Origin of the sequence: Streptomyces sp. NPDC008001, from assembly GCF_042958085.1 — a bacterium.
GTDB lineage: Bacteria > Actinomycetota > Actinomycetes > Streptomycetales > Streptomycetaceae > Streptomyces.
The window spans coordinates 22565-47921 of record NZ_JBIBIZ010000015.1 but is presented as its reverse complement, the minus strand read 5'-3'; the positions used below and the strand labels follow the sequence as shown (position 1 = coordinate 47921).

General features: G+C 67.9%; 23 protein-coding genes and 2 pseudogenes. 19 read left to right on the top strand and 6 right to left on the bottom strand.

All coding sequences use genetic code 11. The features are described from left to right. Positions 1 to 258: 258 nt before the first annotated feature. The 8 genes from cas3 (at position 259) to cas2e (ending at position 9701) form a co-directional block, all read left to right on the top strand. A complete protein-coding gene (gene cas3 / locus ACFZCD_RS32075; RefSeq protein WP_391836580.1) occupies positions 259 to 3120 on the top strand; it encodes a CRISPR-associated helicase Cas3' in 2862 nt (953 codons plus the stop codon). A 206-nt stretch (positions 3121 to 3326) separates the two neighbouring features. Next, positions 3327 to 4910: a type I-E CRISPR-associated protein Cse1/CasA gene (gene casA, locus ACFZCD_RS32070; RefSeq protein ID WP_391836579.1), complete on the top strand. Its 1584-nt coding sequence runs from the start codon at positions 3327 to 3329 to the stop codon at positions 4908 to 4910. Next, the gene (casB, locus tag ACFZCD_RS32065; protein WP_391836578.1) at positions 4910 to 5650 is read left to right on the top strand and encodes a type I-E CRISPR-associated protein Cse2/CasB; all 741 of its coding nucleotides are present in this window, start codon (positions 4910 to 4912) and stop codon (positions 5648 to 5650) included. Before casA ends, casB begins: the two co-directional genes overlap by 1 nt. A 78-nt stretch (positions 5651 to 5728) precedes the next feature. Continuing rightward, positions 5729 to 6895 (top strand): type I-E CRISPR-associated protein Cas7/Cse4/CasC, encoded by a 1167-nt coding sequence (gene cas7e, locus ACFZCD_RS32060; protein WP_391836577.1) that lies wholly within the window; start codon positions 5729 to 5731, stop codon positions 6893 to 6895. Further along, entirely contained in the window at positions 6892 to 7722 is an 831-nt protein-coding gene (cas5e, locus tag ACFZCD_RS32055; RefSeq protein ID WP_391836576.1) for a type I-E CRISPR-associated protein Cas5/CasD, read from the top strand. Before cas7e ends, cas5e begins: the two co-directional genes overlap by 4 nt. Then, positions 7719 to 8387: a type I-E CRISPR-associated protein Cas6/Cse3/CasE gene (cas6e, locus tag ACFZCD_RS32050; RefSeq protein ID WP_391836575.1), complete on the top strand. Its 669-nt coding sequence runs from the start codon at positions 7719 to 7721 to the stop codon at positions 8385 to 8387. The genes cas5e and cas6e overlap by 4 nt, the downstream gene beginning before the upstream one ends. Continuing rightward, positions 8384 to 9358, top strand: a complete 975-nt coding sequence (gene cas1e / locus ACFZCD_RS32045; RefSeq protein WP_391836574.1) for a type I-E CRISPR-associated endonuclease Cas1e — start codon at positions 8384 to 8386, stop codon at positions 9356 to 9358. Before cas6e ends, cas1e begins: the two co-directional genes overlap by 4 nt. A gap of 19 nt (positions 9359 to 9377) precedes the next feature. Beyond that, positions 9378 to 9701: a type I-E CRISPR-associated endoribonuclease Cas2e gene (gene cas2e / locus ACFZCD_RS32040; protein ID WP_391836573.1), complete on the top strand. Its 324-nt coding sequence runs from the start codon at positions 9378 to 9380 to the stop codon at positions 9699 to 9701. 1021 nt (positions 9702 to 10722) lie between these two features. On the opposite strand, the gene ACFZCD_RS32035 is transcribed toward cas2e, so the two are convergent. Continuing rightward, complete coding sequence (locus ACFZCD_RS32035; protein ID WP_391836572.1) at positions 10723 to 11133, bottom strand: hypothetical protein; 411 nt, start codon at positions 11131 to 11133, stop codon at positions 10723 to 10725. Between the two features lie 613 nt (positions 11134 to 11746). Between ACFZCD_RS32035 and ACFZCD_RS32030 the strand changes: the two genes are divergently transcribed. The 6 genes from ACFZCD_RS32030 to ACFZCD_RS32005 all read left to right on the top strand — a co-directional run bounded on the left by ACFZCD_RS32030 (position 11747) and on the right by ACFZCD_RS32005 (position 17143). Then, positions 11747 to 12136, top strand: coding sequence for a hypothetical protein (locus ACFZCD_RS32030; protein ID WP_391836571.1), 390 nt, complete (start codon positions 11747 to 11749; stop codon positions 12134 to 12136). A 68-nt stretch (positions 12137 to 12204) separates the two neighbouring features. Next, positions 12205 to 13095: an SDR family NAD(P)-dependent oxidoreductase gene (locus ACFZCD_RS32025; protein WP_391836570.1), complete on the top strand. Its 891-nt coding sequence runs from the start codon at positions 12205 to 12207 to the stop codon at positions 13093 to 13095. Between the two features lie 67 nt (positions 13096 to 13162). Continuing rightward, the gene (locus ACFZCD_RS32020; protein WP_391836569.1) at positions 13163 to 13741 is read left to right on the top strand and encodes a TetR/AcrR family transcriptional regulator; all 579 of its coding nucleotides are present in this window, start codon (positions 13163 to 13165) and stop codon (positions 13739 to 13741) included. Between the two features lie 1812 nt (positions 13742 to 15553). After that, positions 15554 to 16012, top strand: a complete 459-nt coding sequence (locus ACFZCD_RS32015) for a hypothetical protein (protein WP_391836568.1) — start codon at positions 15554 to 15556, stop codon at positions 16010 to 16012. A 591-nt stretch (positions 16013 to 16603) separates the two neighbouring features. After that, positions 16604 to 16954, top strand: a complete 351-nt coding sequence (locus ACFZCD_RS32010) for a 2'-5' RNA ligase family protein (RefSeq protein ID WP_391836567.1) — start codon at positions 16604 to 16606, stop codon at positions 16952 to 16954. Between the two features lie 21 nt (positions 16955 to 16975). After that, positions 16976 to 17143, top strand: a complete 168-nt coding sequence (locus tag ACFZCD_RS32005) for a hypothetical protein (protein ID WP_391836566.1) — start codon at positions 16976 to 16978, stop codon at positions 17141 to 17143. A gap of 57 nt (positions 17144 to 17200) precedes the next feature. Here ACFZCD_RS32005 and ACFZCD_RS32000 read toward each other — a convergent pair. Both ACFZCD_RS32000 and ACFZCD_RS31995 read right to left on the bottom strand, forming a co-directional pair. Continuing rightward, a pseudogene (locus ACFZCD_RS32000) lies at positions 17201 to 17326 on the bottom strand (AAA family ATPase); the annotation flags it as partial. 378 nt (positions 17327 to 17704) lie between these two features. Then, the gene (locus ACFZCD_RS31995) at positions 17705 to 18199 is read right to left on the bottom strand and encodes an NUDIX hydrolase (protein WP_391836565.1); all 495 of its coding nucleotides are present in this window, start codon (positions 18197 to 18199) and stop codon (positions 17705 to 17707) included. 365 nt (positions 18200 to 18564) lie between these two features. Between ACFZCD_RS31995 and ACFZCD_RS31990 the strand changes: the two genes are divergently transcribed. Next, on the top strand, positions 18565 to 19041 hold the full coding sequence (locus ACFZCD_RS31990; RefSeq protein ID WP_391836564.1) for a hypothetical protein: 477 nt from the start codon (positions 18565 to 18567) through the stop codon (positions 19039 to 19041). Between the two features lie 368 nt (positions 19042 to 19409). Then, entirely contained in the window at positions 19410 to 19592 is a 183-nt protein-coding gene (locus tag ACFZCD_RS31985; protein ID WP_391836563.1) for a hypothetical protein, read from the top strand. A gap of 120 nt (positions 19593 to 19712) precedes the next feature. Here ACFZCD_RS31985 and ACFZCD_RS31980 read toward each other — a convergent pair whose 3' ends face one another. The 3 genes and pseudogenes from ACFZCD_RS31980 to ACFZCD_RS31970 form a co-directional block, all read right to left on the bottom strand. Beyond that, the gene (locus ACFZCD_RS31980; protein ID WP_391836562.1) at positions 19713 to 20492 is read right to left on the bottom strand and encodes an NUDIX hydrolase; all 780 of its coding nucleotides are present in this window, start codon (positions 20490 to 20492) and stop codon (positions 19713 to 19715) included. Positions 20493 to 20612: 120 nt separating this feature from the next. Continuing rightward, positions 20613 to 20948 (bottom strand): annotated as a pseudogene (locus tag ACFZCD_RS31975) (HAD family hydrolase); the annotation flags it as partial. Positions 20949 to 20965: 17 nt separating this feature from the next. Then, positions 20966 to 21640 carry a phosphotransferase family protein gene (locus tag ACFZCD_RS31970; protein ID WP_391836561.1) on the bottom strand — a complete coding sequence of 225 codons (675 nt, stop codon included), beginning with the start codon at positions 21638 to 21640 and terminating at the stop codon, positions 20966 to 20968. Between the two features lie 471 nt (positions 21641 to 22111). Between ACFZCD_RS31970 and ACFZCD_RS31965 the strand changes: the two genes are divergently transcribed. The 3 genes from ACFZCD_RS31965 (at position 22112) to ACFZCD_RS31955 (ending at position 25326) form a co-directional block, all read left to right on the top strand. Then, positions 22112 to 22261 (top strand): hypothetical protein, encoded by a 150-nt coding sequence (locus ACFZCD_RS31965; protein ID WP_391836560.1) that lies wholly within the window; start codon positions 22112 to 22114, stop codon positions 22259 to 22261. 404 nt (positions 22262 to 22665) lie between these two features. Continuing rightward, entirely contained in the window at positions 22666 to 22833 is a 168-nt protein-coding gene (locus ACFZCD_RS31960; RefSeq protein WP_391836559.1) for a hypothetical protein, read from the top strand. Positions 22834 to 24111: 1278 nt separating this feature from the next. Then, positions 24112 to 25326 carry a cytochrome P450 gene (locus tag ACFZCD_RS31955; RefSeq protein ID WP_391836558.1) on the top strand — a complete coding sequence of 405 codons (1215 nt, stop codon included), beginning with the start codon at positions 24112 to 24114 and terminating at the stop codon, positions 25324 to 25326. The last annotated feature ends 31 nt before the right edge of the window (positions 25327 to 25357 follow it).

Genomic DNA, 25357 nt, shown 5'->3' with positions numbered 1-25357 from the left:
ACGAGCCGGCCGGCGGCCGTGGTGCGGGCGGCCTCGAGGAGTCCTCTCTGCGCGAGCGGAGGTGAGCCGGCCGCGACGGCGCGCCTAGTCGTGTCATCGTAGTCCTCTCCGTGCGAGCGGAGGTGAACCGGTCCTTCAGCGAAAAGCCCGGTCGTGAGAGTGATTGCAGTACAGGCTGCGGTCAGCCGTCGATTGTCAGTGGGGGGTGGTATGCCTTGCCTGCCGGTGTGAAGCTGCGGTCTGGGGCATGGAGGTTTGGTGGGCTTGGAGTCTGTTGACCAGAGGTTATGGGGTAAAGCGGCGGGTTTGGGGGGGCAAGCGCGCTATCCGTTGATCTGTCATCTGTTGGATACGGGGGCGGTTGCGGGTGCGTTGTGGGATGGGGTGCTGACTGCGCAGGCTCGTGAGCGGCTGGCTGGGCTGGTGGGGGTTCCGGTCGAGGTTTGCCGGCGTCTGTTGTGTACGTGGGCCGGGCTGCATCATCTGGGGAAGATCACGCCGTGTTTTCAAGGGTTAGTCAGTGGGGCGCGTCAAGAGCTTGCTGGTGAGGCGGCTTACCGGGGTGGTTTTGACGCTAGTGAGGGGAAGCTGCGGCATGACGCTGCGGCGCAGTGGGTTTTGCCGGAGGTTTTGGATCTCTGGGGGTATCCGTCGGGTCGGCGTGTGACCAGCTCTGCACAGCATCAGGTGGCTCAGCTGCTGGCGGGTCATCATGGGTGTTTTTACCGGCCGTTGGAGCCGAGGCATGCGCGGGATCCGCTGGGATGGGCGCCGGGGCTGGGCGGGGACGGGTGGGGGCGGCAGCGGTTGGCGCATGCGGCTGCAGTTCGTCGTCTGGTGGGGGAAGAGGGCGATGTGTTGCCGGGGCCGGTGCCTGGGGCTGCTGCGGTGCCGTTGCTGGGCCTCATCGTGGTGGCTGACTGGCTTGCGAGTCAGGAGCATGTGGTGAAGGCCGCTTTGCCGAGGGAAGGCTGGCGTGCGGATGAGAGCGGCCTGAGCGGACATTGGCGGAGTGCTGTAGCGGGGGCCGGGCGTGTGGTGGCGGAGGCTGGCCTTGGGGTGTGTAGTTTCCGTGATGCCCGGTTCAGCGAGCAGTTTCCTTTTCCGGCTAACGCTCTGCAGGCTTCGCTGATTGAGGGTCTGCCGAGGTTGCTGACCGGAGGCCCGGGGCTGCTGGTGGTGACGGCTCCCACGGGTGACGGGAAGACGGAGGCGGGCTTGCACGCAGCCTCTCTATTGGCGCGTGCGTCGGGGGCGTCGGGAGTGTATTTCGCGTTGCCGACGATGGCGACGGCGGATGCGATGTATGTGCGGGTGCGTGAGTTCGTGGAGGGGAATGCGGAGGGTGAGCGTTCCTTGACGTTGCTGCACAGCATGGCGTGGCTGAGTGAGGAGTACGCGACGTCGGCGGGCGCGGGTAGTGCCCGGGGGAGTCGGGTGCTGTCGGAGACGGGTTCGAGTACGGCGGCCGGGCATTGGTTGCGGAGTGCGAAACGGGGCCTGCTTGCTCCCTTGTCCGTGGGGACGATCGATCAGGCGCTGACGGGTGTGCTGCCGGTGCGGTACAACGTTTTGCGGCTGCTGGGGCTGTCGAACAAGGTTCTGGTGGTGGATGAGGCTCACGCGTATGGGCCGTGGATGCAGAGTCTGCTGGTGCGGCTGCTGGAGTGGCTGGGAGCCATGGGCGCGCCGGTGGTGTTGTTGTCGGCGACACTGGCGGGGCGGACGGCGTCGGCGTTGGTGGAGGCATACCGGCGCGGTTGTGGGTACCCGGATCCGTCGTCGGTGGAGCCGGCGTATCCGGGGTGGTTGTTTGTGAGTGCGGCCTCGGGTGAGGTGTCGTCTCCGCGGCAGGTGAGCAGCGATCGTTCGCGGAGGCTTCGGCTGGAGCTTGTTGCGGCGGCTTGGGAGGGCGCGGGGGCCGGGGGTTTGGGGGCGGGTGTGCAGGGTCGTGGGGAGGCGTTGGCGGAAGCTGTCGCCCCTGCGGTGGCCGGGGGTGGCTGTGTTCTGGTGTGCTGCACCACGGTGGCGGAGGCGCAGCAGACGTACCGGTTTTTGCAGGGGCGGGTTCCGGAGCTGGCGGCGCGGGATGGGGGTCTTTTGTTGCTTCATGCGCGTTATCCGGCGGCACAGCGTGCTGAGATTGCTCGGGTGTGTGAGCGTGCTTTCGGTAAGCCTGGTGGTGAAGAGTCCGGTGGGAGCGGGCGTCCTGTCTGCTCGGTGCTGGTGGCTACGCAGGTGGTGGAGCAGTCGCTGGATCTGGATTTTGACCTGGTGGTCAGTGATCTGGCGCCGTTGGCTCAGTTGTTGCAGCGGGCGGGGCGTTGTATGCGGCATGACCGCACGGGGCTGGCTGTGGGTGCGGGGGGTCGGCCGGGCTGGGTGGGGGAGGCGCCGCGGCTGGTGGTGCTTGAGTCGGTTGGCGGGGATGGCCGGGTGGAGGTGCCGGTGTCGTGGGGGAGTGTGTATGACGGCTCTCTTTTGGTGCGTACCAGTGAGCTGCTTCATGAGTACGCGCATGAGGGGGTGGCGGTTCCGGGGGATGTGCAGGTGCTGGTTGACCGCGTGTATGCGGAGGGTTTCGCGGAGGGTTTGGAGGACGCGGCTGAGCGGGAGCGGCTGCGGATGCTGGATGCCGAGCGGCAGGGTGCGGTGATGGCCGAGGAGGTGCTGGCGCAGTTGGCGGCGATTGCGTCGCCGGAAGGTCTGTTCGATTTGTCGCGGCTGAGTAATGAGGGCGGCCGTTTGGTGGACGAGGCGTTGGTGACGACGCGGTTGGGCGCAGATTCAGCGCGGGTGGTCTGTGCTTTTGTGCAGCCTGACGGCAGCGAGAGTTTGGATGCCGGGGGGAGGGTGGCATGGCCGGGGGCGGACCGCTCTTTGTCCAGGGAGGAGGTGCGGGCGGTGATGTTGCAGAGTGCGCCTGTGCCGGGGCGCTGGTTGGCTGGCCGGTCGGAGGTGCAGGATGTGCCGTCTGCGTGGGGGGAGTGGCCGGTGCTGGCTGGGTTGGTGGTGCTGCGTATGCGGCGGGGTGCGGGTGCTGTGGGGGAGTCATTGTGGTCGTGCCGGGTCGGGGACCAGGTGATCAGCTTTTCTGATCTGGGTTTCGCCATTTCCTAGGACATCTGCCCGTCCTTCTCCTTAGGATGCGGGAAAGCCTGTTCCGCTCGCTGCAGCGCGCGCGAAGAGGCTACTGATGAACGGTGTGTGCGGGCCCGGCTGGCCGGCCTGCGGTCCCGTGGGGGCTCCTTTCGCGGCTCGTTCTTGCAGAGATCTCAGGTCTCCTCTTCTGTGGGGCGTGAGCCTGTCTTCGTGTGTGAGGTGGCATGTCTGCTGCAGATCCAATTGACCTGCTGGTCAAGCCTGTCTTTCCGGTGCGCTGGTCCTCGAGTGCTGCTGTCAACGACCGTCCGGCGGCTGTTGGGCTGCGGGATTTATTCTTACGTGCCCATGAGATCAGTGCTTTGACGGTGCCTCTTCCTCCTGCGTTATCGGCGCTGTACCGGGTCCTTTATGCCTTAGCTGCTCGGGTCACCGGCCTTGACGGTTCCGGTGCACGCGGGGGCGCATCCGGTGACTGGCACGAGGATCGTTTTGCGGTGCTCGATCAAGGCCGGTTCGATGCGCAGCAGGTAGATGACTATTTCGGCAGATATCGGGACCGTTTTCGTTTGTTCGACCGGGACTGGCCTTTCCTGCAAGATCCTCGCCTGGCTGGCGAGTGCGATCGCCGTGCGGGTGTGAACAAGCTGGTGACGACCAGGCCGTCGGGGTCGAATCATTCCTGGTTTGAGCATGCTGCCGATGCGCGGCCTGATCCGGTTGGTCCTGCGGAGGCGCTGTTTCATCTTCTGGTGTGGCGCTACTACGGTCCTTCGGGCCGCTGCTCTGCACGCACGGTGCAAGGGGTGCGGGAGGCGAATTCAACGGCTGGGCCGCTGCGGACGGCACTGTCGTATCACCCGCTGGGTGAGACGCTCTTCGAGACGCTCCTGGCGGGGTTGCCTGAGCCGGACTCCTTGCACTCCCGTGATCTTTCGAGGGATTTATGTCCGTGGGAGAGCACTCAGCTGCCGGATCCGTTGTCGATCACGGACGTGGTGAGCGGGCCCTTGTCGAAGCTGACTGCCCGCACGCAGCACGCTGTCCTCCTCGTCCCCGATGACGCCGGTGAGACGGTGGTGGATGCGTATATCACCTGGGCGTTTCGGCAGCGCATGCCGCGGGACGACGATTTCCTGATCTGGCAGGTCAGCCAGGCCGGCAATGCCTACGCCCGGTATGCCGATTCTCAGCGGGCATTGTGGCGGGATCTGGATGCCTTACTCATGGAGGAGCCGCCCGGCATGAGGATCACCCGGCCTCGTGTGTTCCGCACGGCCGCCGAGGTGGCGGGGCACCGGCCGCTGAGGGTGCAGGCCCTGGGCATCCACCAGGAGGGGCAGGCCAAGGACGCGCAGCTGGTGTCCGCTTCCACCCCGCCCGTGGTGGGGGTGTTCTCCCAGGAACGGGACCTGGAGCGTGCCCGGCTGGTGGGACAGCTGCGGATGGCCGGTGAACGAGCCGGGACCAGGCTGGGCCGCGCGACGAAACAAGCGTGGGCTTCGTTCAGTAACGCCGCGAAGGCCGAGGACTGCGGCTGGTCGGCTCAGGCAGCTGCACGTTACTGGCCGGCTGCTGAGGACGAGTTCTGGAGGCGCCTGCAGGCGCGGGAGTTTGATGGCGCCGGGCGGGCGTTCCGGATGCTTGCCGAGGGCATCTTCGATGAGGTCACGGCGGGGGCGAGCAGCAGCATGCGGGGCGTGAAGGCCGTGGAGGCTGCCCGCATTGAGTTGTACGGCGGACGTGTGAAGGCGTCTGCACGAGCCAAGCGCATGCCGGCGGGCGACGTCGGCGGGACGGAGCACTGATGGCCATGGAGGTCGGGCAAGAGCCCACGGGAGCGGCGGTGCAGCGTCCGTCGCCCTGGCTGACAGAGGCCCGGGGCTTTGTCCGGGCGGTGCAGCGGGCCAGTGCCCAGGATCGGGGAGTGCGGGCGGCGTTACGCAGCGGACTGGGCAAGGGCCTGGACGACGTGCCGCGCATGCACCGCGTCGTGGCCCCTTTGCTGCCACCGTCTGTCATGAACGACGACGATGCCCTGCGCGCCTTCTACACCATCGCGGCCCTGATCGCCGCCTACCCGCACGCGACGCAACCCCTGGACGAAGAAGCCACTGCATCACAGAGCAGCGCTGCAGCCACAGCCGACGGCCCGGAAACTGCAGAGGCACACGAACCGGCAGCCACGGCAAAGCAGCGCCAGGAGCTCTACGGCGACAGCCTTGGCATTGCCTTCGCCCTCGCAGTGGCCCGGGGCCCGCGTGAGGGGATCCGGGAAGGCGGGGCCGAGACCCGGCTGAACCAGCTCACCCGTCAGAGCACAGCAGGTCTGCATCGTCACCTGCCGGCCGCGGTGCGGCAGCTGTGCAGCCGGAACGCCCCGCCCGACTGGGCCCGCCTCCTCGTTGACCTGCGGGCCTGGCCCCGCGACCGGCGAAGGACCGGCCGCCGGTGGTTGCAGGACTTCTACCGCACCCGTCACCGCAGCGACCTCGACGCCGCCCGCCAGTTCGACGACAACACTCCCGTCACCGAAGCGGCTACCTAGCCGTACGCGACCGCGTCACCCACCCACCCGCCCGTCGGCCGTGAACGCCGCGATGGCCTCTCCAAGGAGTACCCGCCCATGAGCAAGCCCGACAACGTCGCCGCGGTACCTGGCCGCTTCATTGACCTGCACGTGCTGCAGAGCGTGCCCTACTCCAACCTCAACCGGGATGACACCAACTCCGTCAAGACCGTCCAGTACGGCGGATGCGAGCGCACCCGCGTCAGCAGCCAGTGCTGGAAGCGAGCCGTGCGCCGCTACTTCCAGCGCTCCACCGGCCAGGAAGCTCTGCGCACCCGCCGGATCGGCGAAGCCGTCGAGCAGCTCCTCGCCCACGAGCGCGGCTGGCCCCAGGAGCTGGCACGGCGTGCCGGCCAGCACATCGCGGTCGGCAGCAGCATCAAGGCAGACCCGCCGTCCAACGACGCCCCGGCCTGGAGCACCAACGCCATGGTCTACGTTCCCACGCCGGCCGTCAGCGAGCTCGCGGACATCGCCGAGGCCGCACGAGAGAAGCTTGAAGCCGCCAAGGACATGAAGAAGGGCGGCAAGAGCGTCCTGCCCCAGGACGCCATCGACACCGTCCTCCGTTCCCGCAACGGGGTGATCAACCTCTTCGGCCGCATGCTCGCAGAAATCGACGACGCCGGCGTCGACGGAGCCGTCCAGGTCGCCCATGCACTGACCACCCACGCCACGGACGTCGAAGTCGACTACTTCGCCGCAGTCGACGACATCACCGCTGCCTGGCATGACACCACCGGCAGCGCCCACATGGGCAGCGCCGAATTCAGCGCCGGCGTCTTCTACCGCTACGCCACCCTCGACCTCGCAGACCTGCTGCGCAACATCGGTGGCGACCAGGACGCAGCCCACACCCTGGCCCAGGCCTTCGCCGAAGCTTTCATCCTCTCCCTGCCCGAGGCGAAAAAGACCGCAACCGCCCCTCACACCGTCCCCGACCTCGTACACATCTGCGTACGCGCCGACCGGCCCGTCTCCTACGCCGCGGCCTTCGAAAAGCCCATCGCAGCCGACCGCAACGGCGGCTACGCCCAGCCTTCACGCCACGCACTGGACCACTACGCCACGGCAGTCACCACCCTGCTGGGCCGACGCGGCCTGCTCTCGTCCGGGTGGGCCAGCCTGGAGGACAAGGACCTCACCGGCCTCGGTGAGCGCACTGACTCTTTCGACGAGCTGATCACCTCCGCCGTGACCACCGCACTGGAATCGCACGCATGAGCAGCTCCGAGCCGCCCTCCCGCGGCCTCCTCCTGCACCTCGCCGGCCCCCTGCAGTCCTGGGGTACTCACAGCCGCTTCAACGAACGCGACACCGCACGCTTCCCCACCCGCTCAGGCATCATCGGCATGCTCGCCGCCTGCTTAGGCCGACGCCGCGGCGAGCCCCTCGAGGACCTCGCTGGCCTGTCCCTGACCACCCGCACCGACCGGCCCGGGGTCCTGCTGCGCGACCTGCACACCGTCGGAGGCGGCCTGCCCCCGAAAGCCACCGTCACCACAGCAGAAGGCAAAAAGCGCCCACCCTCCCAGGGCACCTTGCTCTCCCAGCGCTACTACCTCGCCGACGCAGCCTTCACCGCCGCCCTCACCAGCCCCGACCACCGCCTGCTCACCCAGTGCGCCGAGTCCCTGCGCTCGCCGCAATGGCCGCCCTACCTCGGCCGACGGTCCTGCCCGCCGGAAGGCCCCCTCCTGATCGGCCTCCTGTCTGACCCTTTCACCCACCTCGTCAACCTCCCCCTGGCCAGACAGGCCAACCAGAACAACACCATGACGGACTTCCACTCCGATGCCCCCCTGGGCCACCTGAATCATCACCTCCCGCACAGCTCCGGCCCCGACTCGCTGGACGGCTCCACCCCCTCAGGTGAGGTCACCGATGACCCGCTCTCCCTCTCACCCCGGCGACGCGCCTACCGCGCCCGCCCCCTCTACCAGCGGTCCCTGGCCCTGCCGGCCGGGCAGTGCGGCGGTCTCGGGCCGGACTACCTCCAAGCACTGGCCCGCTATCTCACCCGCCACACCACCGAAGGAACCGGGGCATGAAACTGTGGCTCACCAAGATCCAACCCGACTTGCGGCACCGTGACGCACGCCGCGACCTGGCCAGTGCGGTCGGCATGCACCACCGGCTGATGATGCTCTTCCCCGACGGCGCCGGAGACCGGGCCCGCGCACAGATGGGCATCCTCTACCGAATCGAAGACACACCCAGCTCGACCCAGCGCACGGCCCATATCCTCCTGCAAAGCCGTGTACCCCCGGCTCTCGACCGCCTCCCCCGCGGATACGGCAGCGCAGCAGCCAAAGACATCACCCCGCTCCTCAACGCCCTGGTCGACGGTCTGGAAGTGCGCTACCGCATCGCCGCCAGCGCCGTACGCAAATCCGGACCCACCAGCCGGGCCGCCGGCGCCAAAGCAGTCATCCCCCTCCAGGGACACGCCGCAGAGGAATGGTGGCAGCGACAAGCCGAAGAAAAGGCCGGACTGAAACTCATCAGCATGCACTCGGCACCGCTGGACTCCGCCCGAGGCGTGCGCGGCCAGGACAAACACCGCATCAGGCACGCCCGCACACGCTTCGAAGGCACGGCCTGCATCACCAACGCTGAAACGCTCACCCAAACCGTCATCAACGGCCTCGGCCGCGGCAAAGCCTACGGCTGCGGCCTGCTCAGTCTCGCTCCCGCACCGCGGCGAACACCATGACCCACCAGCCGGCAGCCCGGCGCAAACTCGCAGCGCCCACCGTCGCCATGCTGCCCCGCATAGGTGACTCACTGTCGTTCCTCTACCTGGACATCGTCCGAGTCCAGCAAGACGACACCGGCGTATGCGCCGTGATCACCACAGAACGCCGAGGCACCGAGCTCGTCTACCTCCCCACCGCGGCCCTCAGCCGCATCCTGCTCGGGCCCGGGACCAGCATCACCGCACGAGCCATGACCACACTCGCCCGACACGGCACCACCCTGATCATCACCGGCTCCGGAGGGGTCCGCACCTACGCCGGCATGACCCCCGATTCACTGAGCACCAAATGGCTCGAACGCCAAACCCGCTCCTGGGCAAACGACCACGAACGCCTCGCCGTCGCCGTCCGCATGTATGAGCGCAGATTCGGGCCAGGTACAGCCCCAGCCAACCCTTCACTCGCCCAACTACGAGGAATGGAAGGCCAGCGACTCAAAAGCCTCTATCAGCTCCTGGCTCGGCAATACCGCATCGGTCGCTTCAGGCGCGCGTATGACCCGGCCAGCTGGAATCAACAAGACCCTGTCAACCTGGCCCTCTCCGCTGCCAACACCTGCCTATATGGCATCACCCATGCGGCACTGCTGGCTATGGGATGCTCGCCAGCACTCGGGTTCGTACACAGCGGTAACCAGCAAGCATTCGTCTACGATATCGCTGACCTATACAAAGCTGAGCTCACCATTCCCCTGGCCTTCTCCCTCCACGATTCCCCACATCCGGAGCAAGCCGCCAGACGAGGCTTCCGCGACGGACTCCGGCTCTTCCGCCTTATGCCCCGGATCATCGCCGACGTTCAAGCTCTGCTCGATCCGGACCAGACAACCGTCCACGCTGACATGGAAGAAGAACTCGTAGACCTATGGGACCCCGTCTCCGGCCCGCTGCCTGGAGGAGTCAACTACGCCGAAGACGGTTCTCCATGACGAACCGAGAGGCCCCCACATGTCCTCCATGGTCGCCCTATCGATGACAGGGGTCCCGGACCACCTCAGAGGAGCACTCACCCGATGGCTTCTCGAGGTCACACCCGAACTGTACGTAGGAACGGTCTCAGCGAAGGTCCGCGACGAGCTTTGGGAGGTTGTCAGTGCCTGTGTCGGAGACGGCGTTGCAGTTCTCATTCACCCGGCAGACAACGAACAGGGGTTCAACCTCTACCTGGCGGGCCAGCAACGACGCCGACCAGTCGACTTCGACGGCCTCACCCTCATCTCGTTTGGCTTCGCACCTGAGAAAGAAGGCCATGAAATGGCAAAGCCCTTCTAACGGCCCAGGTCGCGAAGGGTGCTCTCCGCGCAGGCGGAGGTGAGCCGATCATCAGGCCGACCCGGGACCGGATCCTCGGGTGCTCTCCGCGCAGGCGGAGGTGAGCCGGATCAGATCGGCTGTGGGCAGGGCAGCGTTGAGTGCTCTCCGCGCAGGCGGAGGTGAGTCGCCGCGGTGGCCCAGGCGGGTGCCGTGGTCGATGGCGGTGGTGTGGTAGCCGGCGTCCACCCATGCCTTGCGCACACGCGGGCGGGCTGTGGCGATGCGGGACAGCGGGTGCTTGCGAACTGGTGTCGCAGGTCTGCGGTGGTTTCCCTGAGCGCCACGGTCACGGTGTTCTCGGACTCGCGGGCCTGAAGCTGGGGGCGTTTGGCTTGGCAGGGAGCCCATCTGGCCGTGGTGGTCTACGTTCGGCCGCCCCGGCCTACGAGGGCGTCGCCGAGGACCGCCGCGTTGTCGCGGTGAGTGTTGTGGTGCTGCTCGCCCAGCCACCAGGCCGCTGCGGCGATGATGACCACAGCGGCTGTGCCGGTGATCCACAGGGTGCGTATGGACGCGCTTGAGCTGCTGCCGCTCCACGCTCGTGCTCCATGGTTGACGATGATGACGACGTTGCGCGCCTGAGCCTTGCACCGTTCAGCGGCCCGGGGAAGGGCAGTGGGCCGGTGCTGTCGTGCTGACGCCGACCCGCAGGTTCGTCATCCGGTGGCGAGGGTCCACTTCATGACGGCCAGAGTCTGGGAGATGGGCGCGTAGTACACCCCGCCCAGGCACTATGGCTTGCGCTGGTGTCCGTCGAGGACAGTGTTCTCGTTCAGCTCGGACGAGCACGTGATCGTCTTGTCGAGTGCAGTGGTTGTCCCCCGCGCCTCGTCGGCGGTCCAGTTGTTTGCCCCGACGAAGACAGGTCCTCCGCTGTCGCCGTTGACTGCCGCGACGCCGTGCGAGGGCCATTGGGCTATGTAGGTGATCGCTCAATTGGTTGGGCGAGGAACGGTTCGGCCTGGCCCGACCCCTCTTGTCAGACTGCTAGCCGCGTGGGTACGGCGTCCGCCCGCCCATAGGTGAGCACCTGAGCGAGGACCTCGCGGAACCGGGCGGCGTCTTCGGCTGGCACCTCGATGACGGCCTCGATCTCGCCCTCGTTCAACCGAAGGCTTTCCAGAGCCTCGGGATCCAGTGAAATGCGGAGGATGTTGCCCTCCAGGACGGCTTCGCGAACACACCCGTAGGCCGTTCCCTGATCAGCGGTGACCAGGCAGTGCGTGTCCATTCCCAGCGCGACCTCCTGGTGGTCAGGCTCTTCCTCGCCCGCCATGAACATCAGGATGAAGCCGCTGCCGTCCTCGCCCTCCGCAAGGGCGGCCTCGGTGAAGTAGCCGTCAGGATCGATCTCGGTACTGGCGGCGCGAGCAGTGAATCGGTACGTCATGACGAGGTTGTATCAACGCGGTCAGACAGGGTGGCCACGAGGCCCCGACGTCATCACAGTCAAGATGGGGCCACTGCAAAACCGTTCCTCAGCCGGGGCCAGAGGAAGCCGTCACGGTGGGTCCCCAAGAGCTGTCCTGGACATCGACGGCAACGTCGGCCAGATAATCTTGTGCGTGACGGCCGTCGAGGACGCGGTGGGCAGGCTCCTGGTCTCCCTCGTCACGGCAGTTGCCACCACCGGCCTCGCGGCCCGAGAACATCGCCCCGCTTCTGTGGCACCTGGGTGTCCTTCTCCTCGGTGTGATCACTGTGGGCTGCTGGATCATGCCGCGCGTCATGCGCTGGGCAGGACGCTCCAGCTCCCGCAGCGGCCCCCGTCACGGCGGCCGTCGTCCTGATCCTCCTGGTCGGCGCCGCCGCGCAAGCCCTCAGGCTTGAGGCGCTCCTGGGGGTGTTCCTGTGCGGGACCCTCATCGCAACCTGCGCGGCAGGCCAGGGCCCCCAGCTCGACCCGCCCGCACCACGGTTCTCGGCTTCCTGTCCCCGCTCTTCTCCGCCCTGGCCGGGCTGCGCATCGACCTGAGGGAACTGGCCCACCCCACGGCCGGGCTGTGGGCCCTGGTCGCGCTCGGCGTCGCCGTCGTCGGCAAGTACCCGGTGCCTTCGCCAGCAGCATCACCGGCCGGCTCAGCCGGTGGGAAGCCCTCGCGGGCGGCGCCGGCATCAACGCGCGCGGCGTCATCCAGATTGTGCTCGCCGTCATCGGCGTCCGCCTTGGCCTGCTCACCGCCGTGAAGTACAGCATCCTCGTGCTGATCGCCCTCGTCGCCCGTGTGATTGTCGACGGTCACGTAATTCCCCGGGGCAAACGTCACGCAATTCCCCAGGTGTTCGGGAGGCAGTGGCCGATGGGCGCTCGGACCGTCGGGCGTGCTCGGATCGGCGCGGCTTCGTGGCACGCGGCATTGCCTGTCTGGCCGCCCGAACCTCTAAGCGGATAGCTCATCCGGTTGTGTGCTACCGTCCGAGCAAGCGGATGAACTATCCGATTATCTGGGTGGAGGGGAACATGGTGAAGACAGCTTTGGTCACAGCGGGGACGGCCGGCATCGGACTGGAGACGGCCCTGGGACTGGCCGGCGCCGGGTTCTCGGTCGCCGTGGTCGGACGCAACGCCGACCGCGGTGCCCGGGCGGTCGACCGAATCAACGCAACGAACCCGGCGCATCCCGGGCGGTTCCTGCCCGCTGACCTCGGCTCGCTCGACCAGGTGCGCGCGCTCGCCGACCGGATTGCCGCTGAGCACACCGCCTCCGGCGACCAGCTGACCGTGCTGGTCAACAACGTCGGGGCGATGTTCCCGCAGCGACAGACCCTGGATGGCATCGAAGCGTCGTTCGTCGTCAACCACCTCTCGCCGTACCTGCTGACGGAACTGCTGCTGCCCACGCTGACAGGCGGGGCGCCGAGCAGGATCGTGAACGTGACCTCGGGCGCGGCCGGGCTCGCGAAGAGGGCCTTCGACACCGTCGAGCCGCCCGGCGGCTACTACGGCTTCCACTGGTACGGCCGCGCCAAGCTCGCCAACCTCGCCTACACGCTCGACCTGGCGAACCGGCTGAAGGGCACGGCCGCCTCCGTCTTCGCCGCCGACCCGGGAGGCGCCGCGACCGACATGACCAACGGCACCATGACCGACCCGAAGATCGTCTCACCGGCCCTGCGACTGCTGTGGCCGCTGGTGCACCGCAAGTTCGAACGCTCCACCTCGGGTCCGGCGTCCGTGGCTGCCCGGCCCTCGATCGTCGCCGCCACTGACGAAGCCCTCGCGGGCCGGACCGGCATCGTCATCGGGGCCCAGGCGCACCCCGTGACGCCGCATCGCGCAGCGACCGACCCCCGCATCGCCCAGAACGTGCGCCGGCTCAGTGAACGGTATGCACCTCTCACCCTCACCTGACCCCGCCAGGTGGCGCGGGTGCTGTCGGCGGCATCATCCGGATGGAGAATCCGGTTAGCATGTCCCCATGACGATGCCCCTGCGCAAGGACGCGGCCCGCAACTGGGACCGAATCGTCGCGGTCGCCCGTGCCCTGGTCGACCAGGGCGCCCCCCTGCAGCTGAACGACGTCGCCAGCCGCGCCGGACTCGGAGTCGGCACTGTCTACCGGCACTTCGCCACCCCCGAGGCGCTACTGGAGACTGTTGCCACTCCCTGCCTGGAAGCCCTGGCCGATCACGGGCAGCAGGCTCTGAGCGGCACCGACCCTTGGCGCGCGCTCGAAGGTTTCCTGTTCCGCACCGTCGAAGCGCAGGTCACCGACGCGTCGCTCGCCCCGGTCACCGCGGCAGCCACCGACACCCTGCCGCGCACCACGGAACTCAAAGAGACGCTTCGGTCGGTCGGCACCGCACTTCTCGGCCGGGCTCGCGATGCCGGAGCGGTCCGCCGTGACCTGGCCGCCGCCGACCTCGTCCCGCTCATGTGCGGCATCGCCTACGCCGTTAACGTCCACGGTGGCACACCCGCCGACCGGATCGACACCGCACACCGCTACCTGGCCACGCTCCTCGAAGGACTGCGCGCCACGCCACAGCATGCGTGAGAACACCGCCCGCGCACCAACCGGGGTGATCCGTACCTGCCGCCACGACCTGTATGGCACACCGGTCTGCGATCGTCACCCCCCTGGGGAATCGTGACCACGAGGGTGGGGAATCCCGTGACGCGGAAACGGTCGAAGATGGGGAATTCCGTGACCGCTGACACTGCGGGACGACCAGCGGTGAACAGGTATCGGGGCTGGAGCGTGGCGGCCTCCGGCACGGGTGCCCGCTGCGACACCCCCAGTCGGCCGACAGCTGCAGGTCCTGAATGGCTGGCCGGTTTAGGGTCGCGATGCTCGCGGTGGACAGGACACGCGGGCGCGGCGGCCCCGTGTCCCGTTCGCACGTCATGCGGGGCCGTCACCACACCAGTGCCACAGGACAGCCCGCGCCCCCGGCGGCGTGATGCAGGCAACCGTTCGCCGCACCATCGGCAGGCCATCCGGTGTCGGCGAGGTTGGTGATGGTGGCGGCCGATGTGTACTCGTGCTGTCAGGGGCCACGGCTCGGCGCTCTCCTCCGCAGGCGCCACGGCTCGCCGGCTGCCGGTGGGATTCGTCTAAAGGGCCAGGGTGTTCAGCCGCCGGCGTGCGCCTGGTAAATGATGGCGATTGAACGGTTCCGCCTCTTCCGTTTGCCGGGAGCGATCAGTGCTGGCGGGATCTGCTCGACGGACTCGCCGGTGGCGCGGCCCTCCGGGATCAGCAGGCTTCCAGCGGGTCGGCCCGGCCGAGTAGTTCCGGGAGCGGGGTGCCGGTCCGGGCAGCGGCTATGCGGCGGGCGCGGAGTTGGGCACGGGTTCGGGGGCGGAATTTCGGATCCCGACCGCAACCGCAGAGCTCGAACCCTTCGTAGCGCAAGCCAGCCGCCAGTACTGCCGCAACGACCGTCCATGCTTTCCGGTTACTGCGGCGGGGTGCCGCAAAGTCGTGGCCGGCACAGAGCATCGGCCCGGCGCAGCGCGGGCATGTGTGTCCGGCGTCGCTGGGATGTCGTTTGAAGCTGACCCGGCACGGCACACATGCGTAGTGCAGTTTGTAGTGGACGAAGGCGTAGGTGCACACGGGCTGACCGTACCGGCGGCGCTTCGTCATGGACCAGCGGGTTTCACTGTCCTCACCCGGTGACGTTCGGCTGTGGTCCGGCAGAACCGGGCGTTGCAGAGGAGTGCACCGAGCCTGTGCCGCGGTCGGCCTTCGTCGCCGGGCAGAAGGCGTGGGCGCGCGAGCATCCTGGGCTGAACGCGTAGGGAGCCTGCGCCGCAGCGCGGTCCTCCGCCGGGGTGCTGTCATGCCCCGCGGGACGGGGGGGCGACGCGGCCCTTACGGTAGTGGTCCGCGTCCACCCGGTGCTTCAGCGCATCCCCAGCCTTGTGGGCTGTGGCTTCCCCGCGCGCAGCGTGCCGGAGGGAGTCCGCGGTCGTAGGCTGCGTGCGGTTGGTGGTCGGTGGCCTTGAGCGCGGGGGAGAGGCGGCCGTATTGGGCTCTGCGCACCAGGGTCGTCTCGGCGTCGGCTGCCACACCTCGTGCGTCGGCGGTACATAGGGCCTGGGCGAGGTGACCAGCCGGGCCCATTGCCCACCATGTGGCTTGTTGGCTGTCATGACGGTGGTGGCGCAGGAGCAGAGTGTGTTTGCTGCCGGTGCTCTCCCTCTGGATGTCTCGCGCGTGCTGTGCCGGGCGCCGTCACGTCGATGGCCGGCCGCCGTGGCCCGGCTGCTCGACCGGTCGAGCAGGTCCAGCCGGTCACGGCATGCTCGGAGCTGCTATGTAGCCTGTCGATCTGTTTCGAGTAGGTTGAGGGGGCTGAAGGTGGGTGTCGAGGAAGCACATGCTGCGGTCCAGCTCCCTGAAGGGTCGTGGTGGGACTGGGACGTCATTGCCTGGGATGGCGGACAGCTCAAGCTTGCTGCCGGCCACGACCTGATTTACCACCACGGTCTGGAATTGGTCTTTGGCGATCCGGCCTTCGTCAGCTGTCCGTCCTCGTTTCACGATCCGGTCTTTCGGGCGCCGTCGCCGGATGAGCTGCTGAAAGTCACGCGTCAGCTCGGCGAGAAGCCGCCTGTCGTGGTTGCTTTCGAAGCCGACGGGGGCGGGCAGGAACCTGTTTCGTGTCTCATCGCCGCCGAGCGGCTCGATATCGTCCAGGAAACCGTCTTGCGGTACTGGCGCAAGGATGCAGGGCCCGAGCAGCGCTTCGCTCCCTGGGTGCGGCCCCCGAACGAGTGGGGCTCTGCCCATCCCGTTGTACCTCGTGACTCGAGCTGAGCACACCGGGCAGGGCACGCTGCTGACACCGGTCGTGTCCGGCAAGCAGGATCTGCGACGTGATCGGGGAAGGGGATCCGAGGAAGTCCCGGCCGCGCTCCCCTTGGCCAACCGGAAACAGTGCGCTCGTGCGCTTCATAACTCCGGACATCGTGGCCCCGTCATCATGTTCCACCGCGCCCACTACGTCGCCCCAAGCCCTCGATGCGGAGCCTTACGAGCTGCTCGCCCCCGGGGCTGCCCCGGTGCCCCACGCTGGCGGGTGGTTAAGAAGTTCTAACGTAACTTGGGTAGTCGTGTCCTTGGGACGGGTGTGTCGGTTGCTTGGGTGTGAGCAACCGGAACCCTCAACCCTGGCTGACTGACGATGAGTTGTGGTCGCTGGTTGGCTTCGTTCACTTCAACCGACAGTGTTTGTTCATGCGTTCCGGCAGCGTTCAGCGATCACTGGCACTCTGGATGTTCACGAGAAATAGCGGCAGCGTGACCGTCTCGCGCGTTCCGCTCGTCGACCCGCTTCGCAGATCGGCATGATCGTTCAGCGGCAATGGAGCCGTGCTGTGTGCGGCAGAGGTGACACCATGCGATGTCATGGCAGATGACAGCACCAGTGCGTTTCAGACGGGCCAGACGGGGCTCATCGTCCGGATCCCGGAGGCGGAGCCAGCAGTCCGCGGGTGGCGTGAACAGCTCGACCCCTCAGCCCAGGCCGGGGTCCCAGCCCACGTCACCGTGCTCTTCCCGTTTCTCGACGAGAGCCGAATAGATGTGCCCGTCTACTCCGCTCTCGCGGAGGTTCTGGGCAGCCGCCAGGCCTTTGACCTGAGGTTCGAGAGATGCGGACGGCTCCCGGAAGTGCTGTATCTCGTCCCCGAGCCCGACACGCAGTTGCGGCAGCTCACGGAGGCGATCACTGACCGTTGGCCTGAGGCTCCGCCGTAGGGGGGCCGGTTTGCCGAGATCGTGCCGCACCTGACCATCGCTCAAGGTCAGGAAGATGCCGTCGTGGAGGAGGTCGAGGTCGACCTCGTCGACAGGCTCCCGTTCACTTCTCGCGTCTCGTCGGTTGAGCTCATGGTGCACGACGGCACGATGTGGCAGGAACGCGCGTCGTTCGCACTCGGGGAATGACCAGGTCATGAGGCTTGCTGGTCCGCTGCTCTTGGGGCAGCGGACCAGCAACTCCGGTCAGCCGGCCTTGGCCGTCTCCGCGGCGCGAGCTCGGGTACTGGCAAGGCGGTAGGAGTCGGTGCCGGTCTCGATGATGGTGCCGTTGAAGGTGAGGCGGTCGACGATGGCCGCGCAGAGCCGGGGGGGGGCGCCGCACGGCGCAGGCTGGACCAAGATCTTCACCAACCCCCGGCTCTGGCCAACTGCCCCGAGCTCGAGACCCTCGCCAGGCATGTGCGAGCCTTCGCCCACATGCTCACTCACCTGCAAAGCGACCAGCTACCGAAGAAGTGGATCGAATCCGCCACGGCCGCCACCGGCCTCCCCAACCTCAGCCGGTTCGCCCAGCACCTCGAACGCGACCTCGCCGCCATCACCGCTGGCCTCTCCACGCTCTGGAACTGCGGCGTCGTCGAGGTCACGTCAACCGCATCAAGATGCTCAAGCGCCGGATGTTCGGCCGCGCCGGCTTCGACTTCCTGCGAAAGCGAGTCCTGCTCGCACCGTGACAGAGCTGTCTGTTCAGAGGTCGAGCTGTACTGGTTCGGCTGGAACACCAGAGGTGATCAATGCCGTCAAGGGAGTTGCAAGGTCGCGTGGGGAGAACAGGTCGGGACCGGTATAAGCATCGATCTCCTTCGGGTGCCACCACTTCAGACCGCTGATGTTCTCCGCTGCAAGCTGGTCGTCGGTCAGAGTCCCGCGTGGACTGAAATGGGAAGTGCTTACGAGGAAGTAGTCGTTGATGACCCCGGCGTAGCCTTCGGCGTGATCAGGCGCCACGACTTCCTGGTGCCAGACATGCGGTGGATCTGCCTCGATGACAAGACCAACCTCTTCACGCAGTTCACGGCGGAGGGCGGCAAATGGCGTCTCGCCCGGCTCGATTCCTCCACCGGGAGCTGACCACACCACGGTTCCTGCCGGCTTTGGAATGGCAAACCGGCAGAGGAGGATGCAGTTCTCCTCGTCGAGGATGATCGCGCGGACTGAGCGACGCAGGCTCACAGACGGCATCCGGACACGCTAGCGGCTCACTAGCCGGCCAGCCCGCCACAAGGTGGGGCACGAAACCTCGCCGAACTGGTTAAAAGACAAGATGAATCGGTGTCGGAAGAAGCGCTGGGAAGGTCGACCTTGCAGCTCCACGGCGTGCGAGGACGGGATCGGTGGGTTGTGCCGGGTGCGTGACCTTGGAGCCGGTGCTGGATCCCACCGAGCTCGCCGCCCTGCGCCTGGGTAGCAACCCTGTCCGGGAGGCCATCCTCAGTCACGCGCTGCGCCAGGCCCGCGCCTCTCTTCCCGCCGTGTCCGGTGTTCATCCCACTCACAGCGCTCCCGTCCCTCTCGGTTGTCGCCCTGCTCCGAGCCGCGGGCCTCGTGTGCTGCTGCCTGAGGACTTCCAGGCCCAGCCTGCTCTGCGTGCCGATCACGTCAGTGATCTCACCGAAGCCCTCACGCGCCAGATCCTCACCCTCTTGAGCCAGGAAGCCGCTGGTCCTGGGGATGTTGTGTTCCTTGAGCTGAAGGGCATCGTGACCCGCATCTGCCAAAGCCGCACCGTGGTGGCCCGCTGGGCGCAATCGGCCTTCCTACAGACCGCTGCCCGCTTTGGCGTGCTGCGCTACCGGCCACGCTGCCCGCGTGATCCTTCGCCGGCCTCGCGCACACACATCTGGGAGATCTCCCAGACCGCCCCAGCGCTGGTGAGTACGGTAACTCTCGAACTGGCCACCATGCAGGCAGGCCGGAGCCACTGGGGCGGTCACCTGCGCCTTACAGAGCTGCGCCGACGGGCGACCCGGTCCCGGAGCCGTGAGGAACGTGCTGACCTAATTCCTTCTGAAGGATCCCTGTGAGGCCCAGGTGCCTCGTTGGGGTTGTTCGAGTGCTGGGGACCGTGATGCCTTCATGGAGCTGGGCTTGTGAAGCCTTCGGTAGACCGTACGGACGGTCCTGGTGCTCGTGGTGGTGGCGGTCGCGTGGGCGCCGAGCGGATGCCGCGTGGGGTAGCGATCGGTGGCCACGCCGCCGTTCAACGTCACGAGAAGCTAACAGGATCCAGCCAGCGCGGCCGCCCCGCCCGCCCACCTCCAGAGAATGAAACAGTTGATCGTAGACCTTGTTAAGATCCGGGGAATCCAGCGGAAAGGGACCCATGAGCGACGGGTACAACGATGTTAAGGCTGCCGCGCGTGACGCGTACAAGGACATCTGAGGCGTCTGGTTGTTTGCTGGAGTTGCGGCGGTCGCCGCGGCGTGGTTCACCGACGACGACTCGGTGGTCGGCACCATCGCGGACTTTGTTGCCAAATGGGGCTGGATCCCTGCGACCCTGATCGCTCTGGTCTGTTGCGGTCGTGTATCCGACCGGGAGAAGGAAGCCCGCAAGCGCGCCCTCGGGCGCTGATCAGGGCATTTGCGTCCGCGGCCAAGCGGTGGATCAGCGGAACATCTTCTGCGTGAGCGTCTTGATACAGCTGATGTGTCCTCGGTGACGTCCGAGTCAGTGCGTTCTGGCCAGGCCCCGCTATGGAGTTCCGGGGGTGTCGGTGGGCTCCGGCGGCAGGAGTTCGCTGATCGGTTGCCGGATGGGAGTGGGTAGGCGGAGTTCCTCCCGGGCGGTGTGAACGGCGGCGAGCTGGGCGGCCGCCTCGTCTCCCCAGTCGAAGAGCTGTGCTGCTTGCTCGGGCGTGGCCAGGAGCCGGGTATAGGTCTGACGGGTTGCCTCGTCGCGGCATGGCGGATCCCATCCCGTGATCCGGGCCGCGTACCGGGCCCGGGCGCACGGCAGGCCGTCGGCGTCGTCATGGAGGTAGCCCAGGGGGAGCGGATCGCTGATACGCACCCGCGCCTCCTCCCATGCCTCCCGGTGGAGCGTGCGTTCGGGATCGCCGTGGTCGGCCGGCTCGACGGTGCCGCCGGGCAGGCAGGCGGAGCCGGTGTCCTGGCCGATGAGGACGAGCACTCGCCCGTCTTTGGTGAACAGCCACCCCCAGGCCTGCTTGACCGGAAGCTCCACCGGTGCCGGAAGCGACGTGTGCCATGGCCACAGCTGCGGTTTGCGGGGAGTGCGCAGCACCTGGAGGTCGTCCAAGCAGGTGGGGGCCAGGGGGCGGCCGTCTTCGAGGATCGCGGGTCCGGCGCCGTTGATCCGTGCGCGGAGCGCGGCCAGCGCGCGCCGGGCGTTCGCGGGGTCCATCTGGTGTGGCAGGAGCGCCGGTTCGACGCGGCGGACGGCGGTGACCTCACGTTCGGGAAGGCGTACTTGGGCGAGATCGTCCTCGGTGAGCGTGCCGCCGTCGAACACGTATATGACCTCGCCGGGGAAGCCCGGCGGGTAGCCGGGCGTGCCCGGGGGGACCCAGTCGACGGCCAGGGCGAAGATGCGCGGGTCCGGCTTTCGGACGCCGGCTTCTTCCGAGACGCACCAGCCGTCGAGGTGCTGCGCGAGCCCGGTGTGTTTGAGGGCAGCTGTTTGCGTGCGGGTCAGGCCGTTGGTGACGACGCCGACTCGCCAGCCGGATGCACGCAGATACGCGAGCTGGTCGAGGACATGCTGGGGGCAGCGGAGGAAGAGCGGGTACTGCTGCTGGTACTCGTCGTGCAGGGCGTCGGGGCTCTCACTGAGGGCGAAGTGATCGCGGACCTCGGTGAAGAACTGGTCCTTGGGTTTGAGGCCGTCGGCGTCCGCTTCGACGAGCCAGTCGACTGCGCCCGGGCGGAGCCCTCGGTCCCGGGCGAATTCTTCCGCCCAGTGCCGCAGGCCCTCGGTGCGGTCGATCAGGGTGCTGTCCAGGTCGAAGAGGGCCAGGGGCGGCGTCGGTTGGGGGCCGGCTGGGTGGGGGCTTGCTCTCCCCTCGGTGCGTGCACGAAGGGGACAGTAGCGGCTGGGCCGGGTCGGGATGGGTCAGATCGTGGAGGTGCCGGCCCAGTGCCGTGCCTGCTCCAGGGCGGGGCTCCAGGGGAGTACGCCTGGCGTCGGCGGTGGGAGTGGCGCCATGCGGCGATGTGGATGCCCGCTGCGGCGGTCCACGCGGCGAACTGGTCGGGCAGCGGGTAGAGGTCGGTGTACCCGGCCATGAGGGCGTCGGCGCTGGTGGCGCTGTGCCAGTGGGCGTGGAAGAGGGCACGGCCGAGGTCGAGGCCGGGGTGGGCGAGGGCGGCGTTTTCGCAGTCGATGAGGACCGCGACGCCGTCGGGGCGGATGAGGGTGTTCGGCGGGGAGGGGTCGCCGTGGACGAGGCAGGTCCGGGTCCAGACGTGCCGGGTGGGCGGGAACAGCGTGTCGAGGAGGCCGGTGAGGTCGGGGGCGTGGTGGGCGGCGAAGCTGCGGTCGAGCCGGAGGAGGCGTGCGGGTGGTTGGTAGAGGCTTTTGAGGGAGGCGCCATCAGGCGACCGCGTTTTCGACGGGACGGGCCTGGTGGGCGGCGTGCGCCAGGAACGGTGAGCAGGCACCGGAAAGGACCTGCACGTGCTGGCGGAGCAGCCGCGCTCCGTTCGGTGGCAGCCCCGGTCTCCTGGCCGCTGAGCGCCAGCGTCGAGGGCGGGCCGGAGGGACTTGCCGCCGACGGCGGGAAGACGGGCAGGTCTTTGTCCCGCCTTCGGGGGACGGAGACCTGCCCGTCATGCAGCGGATCGCTGTCAGGCGTCCGCTGGCCAGAACTGCAGGAGCCACCGCTCTACGCCGTGGACGGGTCCCATCAGCCGGGTCTGCCGCTTAGCTTCTGCTCGTCCAGCAGCGGCTGCGCGGACGGCCCAGTGGCAGGGCCGTCCCAGAGAAATGTTGTTCCCCTGCTGCGGGCCGCTGTCCCAGAAAGCCAGCTCCCCAGTGGGCGTTTCGAACGTAGACTCTGCTACTTCATCCCATTCCTGATGCAGGTCGCCGATGGGACGGGAATCCCAGATCTCTACAGTGACGGAGGCCGTATGGGTATGACCAGCGCTGCCGAAGTCGAGCCGTCCGGGAAAGGATTGAAGGAAGACACCCGGCTCACGGGCGTCTGGATATGGGATGGGAATATCGTCAAGGTAGAACTCCTGGATCCCAAAGGAGCCATATTCTACGTGAACATCTAGGTCTTTCTTACTGAGCAGTGCTGGCACTCTACCCTCCGATAACGCGCCGGTTCAAGATGTCGGGATCCGGCAGATCTGCTCGCCGGTAGCCCTTGGGTGCGGCAAGACGTCGTCAGCCACAGGCGAGGGTCTACCTCAAAGCCTTCCCAACAGGCGAGCCAGCCCCTTCCAACTGGGCCCCGCGGTGAGTCATGCGCGCACGGCGTGACAGCAGGTGACGTTCTGGAGAGCCTGGAGTGCCGGCAACGTGCGGGTAGGCTGCGACGCCGGACGCAACGCGGCCTGGCCCTCCCTGGCCCCGGTCAGCCGCCGGCCCGTAGGCCTGGCACACCGGCCACCTCCGCGGGGCGACCCCATGCTCGACAACGACGGCCCTGGTCCTCATCCCGGACCTGCTCGGCAGGGTGTGGGTCATCGCCGAAGTATGCACGGCCTGCGCCGCGCTCCTCGAGAAAGAGCCGGCCGCGAACGCGGACGACGCCACCGTGCGGCTCGGGTACGAGACCGCCACGGCCCGCGCCGCACTGGCCGCCGCCCGCACCGCATCCGGCGAGCCGTCCACAACTCCCTAAGCGCCCTCCCAGGACGGCCGGGAACAAAGTCGCCGGGGCTGCCAGGATGGGCGCGGCGCGGCGCGTACTCGTACCCCGACTGCTCAGGGCATAGGCAGGGGTACCGTTGACTGGGCGTAATCCCTTTCCCTTAGGAGATCTTTTGGATCGGCCACAGGGAGGATGAGGCGGAGGTCGGCGCCGCCGCACTGGTTGAGGGGCGCGCCGACGGGAATGCCGGCGAGATCGCCACCCAGAAGGCCGGTGCCCTGCTGGGTGAGTCCGTCTGCATGGGGCCGTGTGCTGTGGTTGGTACAGCTGTTCCCGAAGGCAGGTGAGAGGACATCACCGATACCGCCGGCGGAGGCGGGAGCGGCCAGGGCGACGCCGGTTCCGACAGCAGCTGTGAGGACGCTCAACGTCGTCGCGGTTGTACGCGTGATCACGGCCGGTGCAACGAGCCACATTCGCCTTGCGTCACTGAGGGTGGCTGGACCGGTCATGGTGAGGGCTGCGGTCGCAGCACAGGGGGCTCCGACCGCAGCCCCGACCTGGGTTGCTGTCGGCGTCACACGCGGCGCCGGTGCCGGACTCACCCGGGTCTGGTGGTGGGCTCCCCAATTGAAGAGCCCACCATCAAACCGATGTCAGAGCGGCTCGGGCCGCACAACGACTGAGCGTGGACACGGAGGGTCTGTCATGAAGTGGAACCTGCGGTGGGCGGCGGCCAACCGCGGCGGGTCGCCCCCCGGACACCAGGATGTAGTGCCGCACGGCGAAGGCCCAAGCCAGACGGCCCGGGGTCGGTTGTGGGGAGTGTGCTGTTGGTGCGTATGGCCGCAGCGTAAGGGCGCTATCCGACCTCCGCGCCGTCGATGTAATAAACCTCCAAGGTCACGTCGTAGGCCTCGTCCAACTGCTGCATGAGTGCCTGACGCACTTTTCCGAACGCAATTGCTGGAGCGGCGGCTGCCTGGCTGGTTCCAGCGCCTCGTCAGCCTCAGCCTCTGAAGCAACGACGGTTCGTAACCGTCAGACGGAGGCCGGGCCTGCAGGCCCGGCCGCCTCCGACTCCGGGCCAGGAGGCCGCACTGGGCCGGGGCTTGCCGGGTCAGGTGTGGAAGCGGGAGAGCCGGCCGCCGCCCTTCCGCCGCCCTTCCGCCGTGCCCGTGCCTCCGGTGCCATCTCGGCCTCCTGGCGCTCGTGTCCGGCCTGGTGCTCGGCATCGAGGGGCCGGGCTTCGCACTGGGCGCGCGGTGCGCCGGATTGGCGGCGGGCCCAGCGGGGATGCTCCCGATGATGACCAGCGAACCGCGCCCCCGCAGCATCTCCGTGACCGCCGGCTTCTGGGAGCACCTGCCGTTCGACGTGCGCGGCGAGGCGTTCCGCACCGACCCGTATCCCTTCTACGAGACCCTGCGTGCCGCTGGACCGGTGGCGCGGTTGCCCGACGGCGTCCTCGTCGTCACCGGATATCACGAGGGCCTGGCGGTCCTCGGCGACCCGCGCTTCGGGCTGGGCGGCGGCGCGCTGGAGTCGGCGTCGTTCCTCCTGGTCGACCCGCCCGAGCACCGTCGTCGCCGCACCCGTGTCTCCGGCCCGTTCAGCGCCCACGCGGTGGAACGGCTGCGTCCCGCCGTGCGGCACCGCACGGCCGCCCTGGTGCGCGCCGCGGCGGCAAAGGGCGAGACGGACGTGTTGGCCGACCTCGCCGTGCCGCTGGCCCTGGAACTCATCTGCGCCCTGGTCGGGGTCCCGTTGGAGGACCGGCCACGCTGGTACGGGGCCCTGCCCGCGCTGAGCCTCGGGTTCGTCCCGGACGGCCTGCGTGACGAGGAGGCCACCGCCCGACTGACCGCCGCGCGACTGGACTTCGCCCGCTACCTGGGTGCCCTGGTCGCAGAACGTCGCGGGGCACCCAGGGACGACCTGGTGAGCGCCCTTCTGTCGCCGGGTCCCGACGGCACGGTCCTGACCGACCGGCAGATCGTGACCGCGCTCGGCCAACTGGTCGTCGCGGGTTACGAACCCACGGTCCACCAGGTGACGAACGGGCTGTACGCCCTGCTGCGCCATCCCAGGGAGCTTGCGCGCCTCCGGGCGGACCCCTCGTGCGGGCCCGCGGTGGTCGAAGAGGTCATGCGCTTCGACCCCGTCATCCATCTCATCACCCGGATCGCCTTGCAGGACGCGGACATCGGGGGGCGGCGGGTGCCCGCCGGCACGGTGGTGGGCGTCCTGCCCGGCGCGGCCAACCGCGACCCCGAGGTGTTCCCCGACCCGCACCGGCTCGACGTCACCCGTCCCCCGCAGCACCTTTCCTTCGGTTGGGGCGAGCACTTCTGCCTCGGCGCCCGTCTGGTGCGCGTCCAGGCCGAGGCCCTGCTGACGGCCCTCGCCCAGTGCCGCCCGGTCCTCACCGGCGAGCCGGTCCGCCACCGGTCGCTGGTGCTGATGCGGGGGGTCGAACGGCTGCCTGTGGTGCTGACCGAGCGGCCCGGGGACGAGGACTGACCGGCAGCGCTGCCCGGGGCGCCCGGCGGCA